The sequence below is a fragment of the Streptomyces sp. NBC_00873 genome, from assembly GCF_045207415.1.
Taxonomy (GTDB): domain Bacteria; phylum Actinomycetota; class Actinomycetes; order Streptomycetales; family Streptomycetaceae; genus Streptomyces.
The window spans coordinates 8,647,922-8,660,489 of the sequence record NZ_CP108803.1 but is presented as its reverse complement, the minus strand read 5'-3'; the positions used below and the strand labels follow the sequence as shown (position 1 = coordinate 8,660,489).

Sequence of the window (12,568 nt, the reverse complement as noted above, 5' to 3'; positions counted from 1 at the left end):
TCGAGGTTAGTGTCCCGGTATGACGACCGAGACCACGAGCCGGTGCCCCCACCAACCGCTGCTGGAACTCAACGACACACGCTGCTGCTGGGGTGAACGAAGCCACCTGAGGGCGAAACCGGCGTTCACCGCCACCGTGGATGCCTGGTCACCTCCATGTCCGGCCCCCGGGAGGCGCCCCGGCCCGACCGGCCACCTCGGCGAGGTAGCCCTCGATGTCGGACTCGTTGGTCGCTCGACCTGCGCAGCGTGAGCGGCACTCCCCTTGGCAACAATCTCTCGCTGGACGTCCTGCACGGACGTCGACGTACGACCGCTGAGGAAAACTGTCGCGCGTTCCTCGGCGAACTGACGCGCGACGGCACCGCCCACCGCGCCACCAGCGCCGAAGATCACTGCAACCTTGCCGTTGAGGAGCATCACACGTTCCTTCCGTGGATTGTCAAAGCCCGGACGTCAGCGGACTCCGACCCACTGCCACATGGACGGCACGCCACCCAGCCGGCAGGCCGGGCGGCGTGTCGTCCCACACCGTGAACGTCTGTGATCAGCGCACTAGGGCGCGTATCGAGTCGTGATCAATCTGCGGGATTCGCCTTCGCGGCGGGGCCTGGACCGGTAGGTGTTCTTGCGTGACGCGAGTGCAACTGAGGGACACGGAGTGGGAGTTCATCGAGCCGTACCTGCCCATCGGCGAGTACGGCCCGTACCCCGAGCGGCTGCGGCAGCAGTTCGAGGGGGTGATCTGGCGGTTCAGGACGGGCGGGCAGTGGCGGGAGATGCCGCAGGAGTTCGGTGCCTGGTCGACCGTCCACAACCGCTTCCGGCAGTGGCGTGACGCCGGCGTCTTCGAGGCCCTGCTGGAGGGGCTGATCGCGGAGGCCGCGAAGCGGGGCGAGGTGGACCTGTCCCTGGTCAGCGTCGACTCCACCACCGCGCGGGCTCACCACGACGCCGCCGGGATGCATCTGGACCAGGACGTCATCACCACGCTGGAGAAGGCCGCCGCCGAGGAGGAGAAGGCCAGGTCAAAGGGGGCGGCCTCGAAGAACAAACCGGGCAGGACGCCGAAAACGATCCCGAGCGGGAAGAACGACGACGCATCCGGCGTCGCCGAAAACTCCGGCTGAAGGCCGCCCTCCTCGGACGCTCCAGAGGTGGGCAGACCAGCAAGGTCCACCTCGCCGCCGACCGCAAGTGCCGCCCGCTGGCGTTCGTCCTGACCGCGGGACAGGCCGCCGACAGCCCGCAGTTCATCCCCGTGCTGGGGAAGATACGGGTCCGCGGGCCCGTCGGCCGCCCCCGCACCCGGCCGGACGCGGTCGCTGGGGACAAGGCCTACTCATCCCGCGGTAACCGGGCCCACCTGCGCAGACGCGGCATCAAAGCAGTCATCCCGGAGAAGAAGGACCAAGCCGCCAATCGGACGAAGAAGGGCAGCAGGGGCGGCCGGCCCGTCAGTCACGACGCGGACCTCTACAAAGAGCGGAACACCGTCGAACGCCTGATCAACAAGCTCAAGGCCTGGCGAGGCATCGCCACCCGCTACGACAAGACCCCGGACAGCTACCTCGCCGGCCTCCACCTGCGCGCCTCGATGATCTGGATCAAAGACCTCACCCGGACCACCCATTGATCACGACCCGATACGCGCCCTAGCGCGAATCCCGCTCCGCTGCCTCAGCGATGCGTTTGATGTCCGCCAGCCGGCGATCCCAGTCGGCCGCGAGCGTGGCCATCCACCGCGCTGTCGCGTCCAGCGCCGCGGGCTGCACCGCGTACCGCACCTCGCGTCCGACCCGGCGGCCGGAAACCAGCCCGGCGGCGTCCAGCACGGCGAGGTGCTTGACCACCGCCTGCCGCGAGACGGGCACTCGTTCGGCGAGCTTCGTCGCTGTGACCTCGCCCTGTGCGGCGAGCAGATCAAGCAGCTGACGTCGCGTCGGGTCGGCCAGCGCGACGAGAACGCTGTCGACCGACTCGCCGCCGCCGCGACGTTCGTCCGTCACGCGGACTGTTCAGCGCGCGTCTTGAGCGCCTCGAACACCTGGGGCCAGCCGCCGGTGTTGTCCTTCACCGCCTTGCTGCGCAGTTCCTCGGACCCGGCCAGCGCCGCGAACCCGCTCTCGACGACACGGAGCCGCGTCTTGTCGCCTTCCGGGGTCAACGTGAACTCCACGAGGGTGCTGTTGTCCTCGTGCAGTTCCTCGCCGGGGAACGCGCTGGCCCAGCGGTACGCCACGTACGTCGGCGGCTCGACCTTCTCCACGCGCACCGGGAAGTCGCCGTACTCGGCATTCTTCGCCACCACCGACTCGCCTTCTTTGGCCGCGATGCCGGGCAGGCTCGCCTTGTCGGCCACCCAGAACCCGGGGTCTGCCACCAGCGACCAGACCCGCTCCACGGGTGCCTCGATCAGGGTTTCGCGTTCGATCCGGTCCTCGCTCATGAGGGGACTCCTTCACTGTCACCATCGGATGCAACTCCAGAGTTGCACGTCGAGGCCCCCACGCGCAACCCAAGAGTTGCATCTCGATCGTCGTCGCGTGGCCGGACCTTGATGACCTGCACCACCACGCGAGCAAACCGCGTCCGAGCCTGAGGCAGCGCCCTTCCGCGACTGGGCCGACAGCGTCGGAGCCGCCTCACGTCGACCGACACTGCTCATCCGCAAGGACGAGGCGTCGGTGGCACATGGGGGCCGCGGCGATGCCGACGCAGGCGCGGAAGCGCTCAGTCCGCCCTCGGAGCGGCGGTGCATGCGGCCGGAGCCCGCGAACCGGACCGTCGTGACGTTCTGAACGCAGCCGGCTGAGCATTTCGACCGCACCGGGTGAGGCACGACACCTCACCCGGTGCAGCGTTTCCTCCCTGCCGGTCGACTCCTCGCCCCCACGAGGGCAGTCATCCCGGAGTTGCAGACAGAGGTCATCCGGCAGGCCGTGGCGTGCAAGCTGGTGCTGCTGGGTGACTGTTCCCCAGGTCCGGCATCACGGGGCCTGGCGTAAGCCGTGCTGACGGCCTGCCGCGGTCCCCTGACGCTGTCGACGGACAGCTACGCCAGTATGGAAGAGTCCGCCCGTTGGGCGGCCCAAAGGTGGCCGACTGCTGGACTTCATGGATCTGGCCCGCGGCATCGCTCGCAGCGCGGGATGGTGTCGGGCCCGGGGCGGCGCCATCCGGTCGTGCCGGCGGATCGGTGCGCCGGCACGATGGGCCACTGTTCAGCCCGCGCCGTCGAAACCATCCGACGGACGAAAGAGCACCATTCCCTGCCGCTGCAACTCGACAAAGTCACAGGTGGCTTCGACCGCCCATGACGATTCGTGGCACGGCTGTCTGTAACCGAACACCGAGGCGACCTGCTGCAGGCAGGAATCTGGCGTTCGCTCAAGCGTGGTCAACCAGTTGTGCGTGACCTTTCTGGCGTGCGCAGTGGGCGCAGCAGAAGAACTGGCCGTTCGCCTGGAGGCCATGCCCCAAGATCCGGCATTGACAGTTTTCGCAGGACGGAGCGATCCGTTGGGCCGCGCACTCAAGGCTGTCGAAGATGTGAAGAACCCCTGCCGCACGCACCTCGAATGCCTTCTCGTAGTCATTGCTACAGACTTCACATACCGCCATGGTCGAATACTCCTCGTGCTGTGTTGGGCGTCTCTCCTGGACGTTACGAGGCTGTGCTCGGCCTCACCCCAACGCAAGGCGACCAGCGGCATGGGCCTGCGTGATCACCCGCGTGGACGCGGTTGACGTCACGATGGCGCAGTACCGTCTCGCGCCACTCGAGAAGAGCCTGCGCTCGCGGGAGAGCGCAGTGGCGGTAATGGCCCGAACGCACATCGTGATCGTCCGAGCTGGTATCACCTGGCTTCGGGCGGCCAGGCATCCGGCGCTCCGGCCAAGCCACGGAGGCCAGGCCCGTCGACTGCTTCGACGACGTCGAGCACCGTGATCGACACGGGTGACCGAGTCAGGACGTAACCGCCCATCTTTCCCGGCAATCAATGCACGAGCCCGGCGCGCGAGACGACTGGGGGCTGCTTGGCGAGATAGATGGGTGAGACGCCGTGCGGTTGCGCCAGCCGCGCGGCCTGGGTGAAGTTGGCGCCACCAAGGCATATATCGGACATTGTCATCGACGGAAGGACCATGCAATGAAGTTCGCAGTCATCGGCGGAACCGGGCTGATCGGGTCGCGGGTCGTGAAGAACCTGAACGCGGCCGGCCACCAGGCCGTCCCGCATTCCCTGTCCACAGGCGTGGACGTCATCACCGGCCAGGGCCTGGATAATGCCGTGGCGGGCGCCGAAACCGTCATCAACCTGACGAATTCCCCGACCTTCGACGACGCCTCGCCTGCCTTCTTCCGGACGTCGATGGACAACCTCCTCGCCGCGAGTGAGAAGGGCCGCGTCGGGCACTTCGTCATCCTCTCCATCGTCGGCGTGGACCAGGTGCCCGACCTGGACTACTACCGGGCGAAGGTGCTCCAGGAAGACATCCTCAAGGCCGGCCCGATCCCGTACTCCATCGTCCGCGCCACGCAGTTCATGGAGTTCATCGACGCAGTGATGTCCGAGACCACCGAAGGCGAGACCGTCCGCCTGCCGCATACGCCACTCCAGCCGATCGCGGCCGCGGATGTCTCCCGCATCGTCGCCGAAGTCGCCGCCGGCACCCCGCTCAACGACGTCCTCCACATCGCAGGCCCCGACGTCTATCCCCTCGACGAACTCGGCCGGCTCACCCTCACCGCCAAGGGCGACGGGCGCTCCGTCGTCGCCGATGACACCGCCGGCATGTTCGCCGCCGTCCACGGTGATGTCCTCACGGCCCGGAACGACGCCCGCATCGCCCCCACCCACTACACCGACTGGCTCTCCTGAACCAGCCGCGACCTCCAGCGCTCAGCCGTGTTGACCTCCGCTCCGACGACTCCACCACCTCCGGCCCGGTCCCACGCCGGACATTCGACACCGCAGCCGCCCACTGTGCGCCGCGTACGGATTCCGATGAACCTTCGCTCAAGTGCTCTGTGGCTGTCGTCACGCGAGGGCTCCTCCGGGATCGGCCTCGCCACCGTCCGATCGCTGCTCGCACAAGGCGCGCACGTGCCGAGTCAGTTCGCGTGGCCACGGCACTCATCAAGCCTTCAGGGCCTGTCGCAGGTCGGTTGATCTGTGATTTTCCCCAGGGGTGCTCAGATTCCCCATGCGATTGACGGCTCAACAAGGTTGATGTCGCTCTGAGTCTTCTCGCCCGCTGGGGGCAGTTTTCGCAGGCCGGAACCACCGCTGCATGGCCGACCGGAGCGCATCCAGGTCCGCCGAGTCCGGGCGGGACGACGCCGATGCCCATGCCACGTAGCAGTCGGGACGAAGCAGCAGGGCGGTGGCTGCAGGCGCGGTCGGCTGGGGCTGTGCGGTGACGATGTCCACCTGGTCGTGCCACTCGGCCAGCGCCCCGGCAACCGATGTGTCTTCGGTCAGGTCGAGCAGCAACGGCCGTGCGGTTCCGGTCAGTTCCGTCAGCCGGACCGCCCCGGTTGGGGTGTGCAGTTCCATGTCCGGTGCGAACCGGCCGACCAGGGGGTGCGTGTGGTGGCAGCCCATGTCGTAGCGGATGTCGGTGCCGGCGGTGAGGTCGGCGAGGTGCTGGACGGTGTTCCGGTGGCCGAGCAGTTCGTTGAACAGCTCGCGCAGCGCGGTGACGTCACTGCCCGGCGCAGTCAGCGCGGCCTGCGCCTGGGCGTACATGACCACCCGGTGAGCGGCTTGCCGGCGTTCGGTCTCGTAGCTGTCGAGCAGTCCGGGTGGGGCGCTGCCGTGGATCTCGGCGGCGAGTTTCCAGCCGAGGTTGATCGCGTCCTGCAGGCCGAGGTTGAGCCCGGGTCCGCCCCCTGAGGTATACACATGGGCGGCATCGCCGACGAGGAACACCCGGCGGTCCCGGAATCGTTCGGCCACTCGGGTGTTCCCGCCGCTCAGCCGGCGCAGCACGTGTGGTCCCTCGCCGGTGGGCGGGCCGAGCGGCAGGTCGGCGCCGAGCACGCGGCGGATGCTCGCCCACAACTCGTCAAGGCTCATGGGCCGGCGTTCCCCCGTCGTGCTCGACCCGGATGGGAACGGGGTCGAGCTGCGCCCCAATTGCCGGTCGGCCTAACTAGAAATCCCTTCCATGCGGTCGCAGTTCGAGCTCGGCGCCGGTGGCGAGCGCGCCGGCCTCGAAGCAGGCGCGCACCCGCTGCCACGCCTCGGCGAGTTGCTCCACGATCAGCGCCCTGGCTTCGCAGCGCGCGCGGGTGCGGGCCGGGATGACGTTCACGGCCTGGCCGCCGTCGGTGACGATGCCGTGCACGACCACACCGGGCGGCAGTTGCTGACGGTGCAGTCCGACGGCGGTGTGGGCGACGGTCATCGCGTCGAGGGCGTTGATGCCTTCCCAGGGCGCGAGCGCGGCGTGCGAGGGCCTGCCTCGGTAGGTGATGTCCCAGGCCCCGATGGCGAGCGAGGAGGCACCGACGCTGTCGTCGGGGGCGGCGTGCACCATCATCGCTGCAGCCACATCGTCGAAGACTCCGGCATCGAGGAGGAGAACCTTCCCTCCGATGTCCTCCTCGGCGGGCGTGCCGATCAGTTTGACCGTCAGGTCGAGTTCATCCGCGACGGCGGCAAGTGCGAGCGCGGCGCCGACGGCCGCGGCTCCGTTGACGTTGTGCCCGCAGGCATGGCCGATGCCGGGCAGGGCGTCGCAGTCGGCGCAGAACCCGATGACGAGGTCGCCGGATCCGTGGGTGGCGACGAGTGCAGTGGGAAGTTCGGCGACGCCCCGGTTGACGGTGAAGCCGGCCGTCTCCAGGAGGCCGGCGATCCTGGCCGCCGAGCGGTGTTCCTGGAGAGCGGTCTCGGGTTCGTCGTGCAGTGCGTGGCTGAGGGCCACGAGCCGTTCGCTCCAGGAGCGCACCGCTTCGGTCACCGTCCTGTGCATGCCCGGGGTGAGCGTCATGCGAGTTCTCCGCTCTGTGCCGGCTTCTGTCCGTACGTCGCGTCGGCCTCGCGTGGGCTGCCGAGGAAGCCGATCGTGCCGAACGCGGCGCAGAAGGTGTAGCCGCTGACCATCGCGAGGCGCGGATTGCTCAGCATCCGCACGCTGACCAGGGGATGCGCGGACCGCCGCTCGACCGCCACCCAGGCCGCGAGGGCGGCGAGGGCCGCGACGGCGAGCGCGACCGTGCGCGGCGTGCCCCAGCCCCACGTACTGCCCTGCGCGAGGACCAGGACGAGCGCCACCAGGCCCGCGGTGAGCAGCGCCACCGCCCCGTAGTGGAAGCGCCCGCCGCGCGGTGCGTCGCTGTCGGGCAGGTCGAAGCCGGCCACCACGGCGAGGGCGGCGACCGGGACGGCCGTCCACAGTCCGGCTTCCGCGTGGCGCTCGCTGAGCGCGCCCGCCACGAGGCCGCCCACGCCGATCGCGACGAGCAGGACACCGACGAGGAGGGAGATTCCGGTGCGGTTCCGCTCGGGTGCCCGGGAGCGGAGGATGCCCACGAGGAGCGGGAAGAAGCCGACCAGGGCGCCTTGGAGCGTCACTCCGACAGCGAGGGTCACAGCGGACGGCCTCCGATCGAGCTGACCGGGCCCGGCAGCGCCGCCTGCTCCTCGATGTGCTGGCGCCGGACCTGCCCTCGCTCAGCCGATTCCTCAACGAGAAGCTGGACCGGCTGTCCGGCATCGTCTCGGTGAGCTGTCTGTTAGCCACGTCGCTGTATGTCGAGGTCAGCCGCAGGCAGCTGCGCTCTCTGGATCCCGCCCAGTTGACGGCGCTCGGCAGCTCGGCGGGGCGCGGGAGCCGGTCCGTACGCTCGCACTCGATTCCGTCGACCGGGCCCTGCTCGACGAGCTTGCCCGCGACGGCTGCCTCGGCCTGGCCGAACTCGCCGAGCGGACAGCCACCAGCCCGGCCACCGTCCGCCGCCGCCTGCACCGTCTCACGGACGCCGACGTCCTGACCTTCCGCTGCGACATCGCCTCCGCGCTCGCCGGGCATCCCGTCCCGGTCTCCCTGCTCGGCCAGGTGCCCGCGCGGGACATCGGCGCCGTCCACCGCACCCTCGCCGCCCTGCCCGAGTGCCGTCTGGTCGCGGCTGTGACCGGTCCCGCGAACATCTTCGGCACGCTCTGGGTGCACGACCTCGGTGACATCCAGCGGCGCGAGACCGCCCTGTGCGCCCGTCTGCCCACCCTCATGGTGACCGACCGCATCGTCGGCCTGCACACGGCCAAACGCATGGGCCATCTGCTCGACGAGGCTGGGGCCGCATCGGCGTCCAGCCGATCTCGCCCTGAGGCAGAAGTGCACGATCCACAAACTGCGCAATGTGTGGGCCGTCCTGGACCACGCCTCCCCCGGCTGGAGCGGCTTCACCATGACGCCGCAGGCCTTGCGCACCCGGCAGGACCTCCGCCGAGCCCTCCTGGAGCCCCCGACCACCCTCTACAAGAGTTCCGGTGAGATCACCGCAGCACTCGAGGAAGCGCGTACCATCCCCCCTCCCCCCGGAACTACCGCGTCGAGCCTTTTCCACCGCTCCGCGGACGCGACCCTGGAGCAAAGTAGGATGGCTTAATTCGTGCGCTACGCACGAAGAGTTCCATAAATAGAAATTTTGTCCGAATTATCTCCCGCTTCACACGCACGGAGCCACCCTCATGGACAACCTGTCCACCGCCGACACCGACGGCGCGATAGAGACACGCGGTATCGAACCTGTCCCGGACCACGAGCGCCGGGGCAGAGTCCGCGAACTCTTCCCGACCTGGGTCGCGGCGAACATCAGCGTCCTGCTTCTCACCATGGGTGCGGCCCTGGTGGTGTTCAACCAGTTGAACTTCTGGCAGGTCTTGATCGTCGCGGTGTGCGCCGCGGTCGCCTCGTTCGGCATGGTCGGCTTGCTGTCGGTCTCCGGAAAGTGGGGCGGGGCGCCGGGCGCGACGCTCTCGCGGGCCACCTTCGGTGTGCGCGGCAACCTGTTCCCCGGCGCGATCCTCTGGATGGCTCGGTTCGGCTGGGAGACGATCAACGCCGTCACCGGTGCCTACGCCGTGCTGACCGTTCTTGACCTGCTCTTCGGCGTCAAGAGCAACACCGCGCTGATCGTCGTCACGCTCTTCGTCTTCGTTGCCTGTACGTTCCTGGTCTCCGGCATGGGCCGGAAGGCACTGAATGTCTGCAACACCTGGTCGACGTACCTCTTCGGCGTCTTCAGCGTCCTGGTGCTGGGCTACCTGATCGCGACCATGCACTGGAGTGAGGTCTTCTCCAAGCCCGCGGGTACCACCGCGATGATGATCGCCGGCATCGGGACCATCGCCGCCGGTGGCATCAGCTGGGTCCCCACCGGCCCGGACTTCGCGCGCTACCTGCCGCACGCTGCCTCTGGTAGGAAGATCGTCGGCGTGACGGTTTCTGGCGCCGCTCTGGTGATGGTGCCCATGGTGCTGATGGGTGCGGTGATGGCGACGGCCTCGCCCGGTCTGGCGCAGGCCTCGGACCCGGTCGCCTTCCTCGGCGACCTGCTGCCGACCTGGCTGGCCGTGCCGTACCTGCTGACCGCGATCGTGGGCATGACGCTGATCAACAGCCTCTCGATGTACTCGGCCGGCTTCACCGCCCAGACCATGGGGGTAAAGCTGCCGCGTGCCATGGCCGTCAGCATCAACGCCGTAATCTCGCTGGTCGGCGGCCTGATGCTGATGCTGGTCGCCAAGAGCTTCCTGGGTTCCTTCATCACCTTCCTGACCCTGCTCGCCGTCTCCTTCTCGGCCTGGATCGGCGTCTATGCGGTGGACATGTTCCGGCGTCGGTCGCGTGCGGTGCGCTACGACGCCGCCGCGCTGATGGACACCGGCCGGAGCAGCCGGTACTGGTACGTGGGCGGCTTCTGCTGGCAGGCGATGGTGTCCTGGGTGCTCGCGCTGCTGATCGGGCTCGCCTTCACCAAGTGCGACTGGTTCGCCGGCCCGTTCTCCAGCACTCCCATCGGCAATTACGGGCTCGCGTGGGCGGCGACCATCGTGATCTCTGGCGTGATCATGGCCGTGCTGCCCGCGCCCCGGGAGAACACTTCCGCAACCACCGAGGAGACCGCCGCCCTCGAGGCCGAGCTGGTCACCGTCTGACGCGAACGCGCGGACACCTGGTCGCTGACCCCGGCCGCCGGTTCACCTGAGCCGGCGGCCGGGCAGTCAGCATCTGCGGATATCGGGTGCCGCCCGCCTGTCGGACTGTGTCGCCGCTGGGCCCGCACATGATGCGCCGCATCGAGTTCGTTCTCCAGGTGCTCGTGCGGCAGGGCGCCACGGTCGGCGAGGCCATGACCTACGCAGCGCTCCTGGACCGGCACATCTGCGGCAGCGCGCAGCAGGAGGCAGAGGAGCTCGCCATGCGCCGCCGGTACGGGCTCCACACCCCGGAGCAGCCCAGTGCGGCGATCACAGCCGCCCACGAGCGGGCAGCCGAGGCCGGGCGCCATCCGTCGCGGCGCACTGACCTCAACCGCGCCCGCGCCGGTCGTCACCGTCCGCGGCCTCGCATGGCCGCCGCGCACCACCAGCCGCTTCCCGGCCCCATCGCGGACGTCGGCCGGCCCGGCCAGCGCCTCGGGTCGGCGGTGGAAAGACATGCTCGCCGAGCTGCGCGAGAGGCAGGGGCGCAAGCAAAGGCACCGGTCGAGCAGCGCGTCACGGCCGCGCAGCACGATCAGACCGACGCCCGTCAGGGTGAGGGCCATACCGGCGCCAAAGGCGGCCACCATCGCGAGGGCGTTGCCGACCTTGCCTGTCAGCAACCCGGTGAGCAAGACCAGGAAGGCGGACGGCGAGGGCAACAGGCCTCCGGATGCGCCGAGAAGGACCAGACCTCGCCAGGTGAGCAGCGAGGGGGCGTCGGGGACGTGGCGGCGCCAACGTCCCCGGGCGGGAGTTGGACCAGTGGCCTGGCCTCACTCCTCGACCGCGGCGCGGCCCTTCCGATGGCGCTGCGAGCATCATGCTGTAGGACGAGTCGAACGCGCGTGACGAGACAATCACCTTGCCGTCCGCGATCACCGATCCGTTCAGGTTGAACTGCTCGCCGGTGTGCCGGGCCCATCGCAGGTCGAGCTCGGCGCCCGGCTCGTCGGCGCTCGAGGACCGCCCGGCCTCGTCGCCGCCCTGCCGCAACCAGTTCTGCCCGGTCCTCGGCCCGGGAATCTCGGAGTCCCGTACGACGTCGAAGGCGCTCTCGAGCGCGGGAAGCATGGGAAACGCCTTGCCCCATATGTCATACACGGTCGTCTTGGCGGTGTACGTGCCGGGCCGTAGCCCGTGCAGCGTGCCGCTCGTTCGGGTCCACGCCCCGCGTGCGTCGGGGCACGGTACGGGCCTGCCGCCCGGCGGGGTGTAGCAGTTCTCGATGCCGGGGTCGGCCGGTTTCCTGGCCAAAGCGCAGGCCGGTCCGCTTCACCACATGCCCGTGGTTGTCCCGTATGGTCAGCAAGGCTCTGGCGGGGGTGCGGCCGTCGTCCTCGGCGTACACCTCGACGGGGACTCCAGCAGCCGAGCCGTACGCGCTGCCCTGTGCGGGGCCGCCGCAGGCCGCAACCTCTGAGCCATCGACGCCCGCCGGTCGGCCCTTGTGACCAGCGGTTCGGGGATCGACTGAGAACCCTCTCGGACATGACCGCGCCCCTCAGCGGAACCGCTGGGGCGATGCGTCAGGCCGGTTTCCTGAGGAAGTCGGAGAGCGCTGCGCGCAGGGTTTGCGCCTGTTCCAGGTGCAGGTCATGGCCGGCACCTGGAATGCTCATGGCGAGGGTGGCGGGTCGCCGCCGGAGCATCTCGTCGGCTTCCTCCGGAGAGATGAAACCCGCTTGGCCCAGCAGGACGAGGGTGGGGCACGTGACCTGCCCCCACTCGTGCCAGAAGGAACGCCGAGCGTTCTCCTCCAGTGAGCGGACCATCACGTCCCGGTCGAAGCGCGGCCACCAAGCGCCGTTGCGTTCCTCCAATCCAGACGCCCAGCCTTCACCGACCGGTCCGCCGCCGAAAAAGGAGACTGCAGCTTCTCGTGAGGAGAACGGTGTCGGCCAGGAGTCGAGCCACGCACCGATGTCCGCGGGGACTTTCGGGTTCGGACCGCCCGGGCCCGCCTCGATGAGCACGAGGGCGCGGACCAGCTCGGGATGCGCTGCGGCGGCGAGCATGGCCGTGTGCCCACCCATCGACTGGCCGACCAGAACAGGCTGCCGCAGGCCAAGCTGTTCGACAACGGCGACGACGTCGGCAACGTAGGCCCTGCGGGAAACATCCTGGGGGTGGCGCTCGCTGGCACCGTGCCCACGCTGGTCAACCGCAACGACCCGGAACCGGGAGCTCAAGTCGTTTGCCAACGAGCCCCATTCACCCACGTGACCAGCCAGGCCATGCAGCAGCAGGAGGGATTGCCCCGAGCCTCCCCAGTCCCGACAGACAAGCCGAACACCATCTCGCACTACCAGGCGCTCAGACCACGCCACCTCAGGCCCCCAAAA

General features: G+C 68.9%; 12 protein-coding genes and 2 pseudogenes. 5 read left to right on the top strand and 9 right to left on the bottom strand.

Translation table 11 applies throughout. From position 1 onward, the window contains the following. The first annotated feature begins 632 nt into the window (after positions 1-632). A pseudogene (locus OH809_RS40175) lies at positions 633-1,636 on the top strand (IS5 family transposase). Positions 1,637-1,655: 19 nt separating this feature from the next. Here the strand turns inward: OH809_RS40175 and OH809_RS40170 are convergent. The 5 genes from OH809_RS40170 to OH809_RS40150 form a co-directional block, all read right to left on the bottom strand. Then, a complete protein-coding gene (locus tag OH809_RS40170; protein WP_406416115.1) occupies positions 1,656-2,009 on the bottom strand; it encodes an ArsR/SmtB family transcription factor in 354 nt (117 codons plus the stop codon). Further along, positions 2,006-2,449, bottom strand: a complete 444-nt coding sequence (locus OH809_RS40165; RefSeq protein ID WP_406416116.1) for an SRPBCC domain-containing protein — start codon at positions 2,447-2,449, stop codon at positions 2,006-2,008. Before OH809_RS40165 ends, OH809_RS40170 begins: the two co-directional genes overlap by 4 nt. 775 nt (positions 2,450-3,224) lie before the next feature. Beyond that, complete coding sequence (locus OH809_RS40160; protein ID WP_406416118.1) at positions 3,225-3,404, bottom strand: hypothetical protein; 180 nt, start codon at positions 3,402-3,404, stop codon at positions 3,225-3,227. Further along, positions 3,391-3,624 carry a hypothetical protein gene (locus tag OH809_RS40155; protein ID WP_406416120.1) on the bottom strand — a complete coding sequence of 78 codons (234 nt, stop codon included), beginning with the start codon at positions 3,622-3,624 and terminating at the stop codon, positions 3,391-3,393. Before OH809_RS40155 ends, OH809_RS40160 begins: the two co-directional genes overlap by 14 nt. Before the next feature lie 236 nt (positions 3,625-3,860). After that, entirely contained in the window at positions 3,861-3,989 is a 129-nt protein-coding gene (locus tag OH809_RS40150) for a hypothetical protein (RefSeq protein ID WP_406416121.1), read from the bottom strand. Positions 3,990-4,154: 165 nt separating this feature from the next. Between OH809_RS40150 and OH809_RS40145 the strand changes: the two genes are divergently transcribed. Further along, on the top strand, positions 4,155-4,886 hold the full coding sequence (locus OH809_RS40145; RefSeq protein WP_406416125.1) for an SDR family oxidoreductase: 732 nt from the start codon (positions 4,155-4,157) through the stop codon (positions 4,884-4,886). A 339-nt stretch (positions 4,887-5,225) separates the two neighbouring features. Here OH809_RS40145 and OH809_RS40140 read toward each other — a convergent pair whose 3' ends face one another. The 3 genes from OH809_RS40140 to OH809_RS40130 all read right to left on the bottom strand — a co-directional run bounded on the left by OH809_RS40140 (position 5,226) and on the right by OH809_RS40130 (position 7,607). Further along, positions 5,226-6,086, bottom strand: coding sequence for an FAD-dependent monooxygenase (locus tag OH809_RS40140; protein ID WP_406416127.1), 861 nt, complete (start codon positions 6,084-6,086; stop codon positions 5,226-5,228). 76 nt (positions 6,087-6,162) lie between these two features. Next, the gene (locus tag OH809_RS40135; protein ID WP_406416128.1) at positions 6,163-7,005 is read right to left on the bottom strand and encodes an amidohydrolase; all 843 of its coding nucleotides are present in this window, start codon (positions 7,003-7,005) and stop codon (positions 6,163-6,165) included. Beyond that, a complete protein-coding gene (locus tag OH809_RS40130; RefSeq protein ID WP_406416130.1) occupies positions 7,002-7,607 on the bottom strand; it encodes a hypothetical protein in 606 nt (201 codons plus the stop codon). The genes OH809_RS40135 and OH809_RS40130 overlap by 4 nt, the downstream gene beginning before the upstream one ends. An 88-nt stretch (positions 7,608-7,695) precedes the next feature. Between OH809_RS40130 and OH809_RS40125 the strand changes: the two are divergent. The 3 genes and pseudogenes from OH809_RS40125 to OH809_RS40115 all read left to right on the top strand — a co-directional run. Beyond that, positions 7,696-7,998: pseudogene (locus OH809_RS40125) on the top strand (AsnC family transcriptional regulator); the annotation flags it as partial. A 75-nt stretch (positions 7,999-8,073) separates the two neighbouring features. Continuing rightward, a complete protein-coding gene (locus OH809_RS40120) occupies positions 8,074-8,511 on the top strand; it encodes a hypothetical protein (protein ID WP_406416131.1) in 438 nt (145 codons plus the stop codon). A gap of 197 nt (positions 8,512-8,708) precedes the next feature. Further along, positions 8,709-10,178, top strand: coding sequence for a purine-cytosine permease family protein (locus tag OH809_RS40115; protein WP_406416133.1), 1,470 nt, complete (start codon positions 8,709-8,711; stop codon positions 10,176-10,178). Between the two features lie 1,574 nt (positions 10,179-11,752). Here OH809_RS40115 and OH809_RS40110 read toward each other — a convergent pair. After that, entirely contained in the window at positions 11,753-12,553 is an 801-nt protein-coding gene (locus OH809_RS40110) for an alpha/beta fold hydrolase (protein ID WP_406416135.1), read from the bottom strand. Positions 12,554-12,568: the final 15 nt, after the last annotated feature.

Bases quoted from the DNA above. Each gene is read 5' to 3' on its own strand.
- OH809_RS40145 (WP_406416125.1), top strand. From the start codon at position 4,155: ATGAAGTTCGCAGTCATCGGCGGAACCGGGCTGATCGGGTCGCGGGTC.
- OH809_RS40165 (WP_406416116.1), bottom strand. From the start codon at position 2,449: ATGAGCGAGGACCGGATCGAACGCGAAACCCTGATCGAGGCACCCGTG.
- OH809_RS40140 (WP_406416127.1), bottom strand. From the start codon at position 6,086: ATGAGCCTTGACGAGTTGTGGGCGAGCATCCGCCGCGTGCTCGGCGCC.
- OH809_RS40155 (WP_406416120.1), bottom strand. From the start codon at position 3,624: ATGGCGGTATGTGAAGTCTGTAGCAATGACTACGAGAAGGCATTCGAG.
- OH809_RS40135 (WP_406416128.1), bottom strand. From the start codon at position 7,005: ATGACGCTCACCCCGGGCATGCACAGGACGGTGACCGAAGCGGTGCGC.
- OH809_RS40150 (WP_406416121.1), bottom strand. From the start codon at position 3,989: ATGGGCGGTTACGTCCTGACTCGGTCACCCGTGTCGATCACGGTGCTC.
- OH809_RS40115 (WP_406416133.1), top strand. From the start codon at position 8,709: ATGGACAACCTGTCCACCGCCGACACCGACGGCGCGATAGAGACACGC.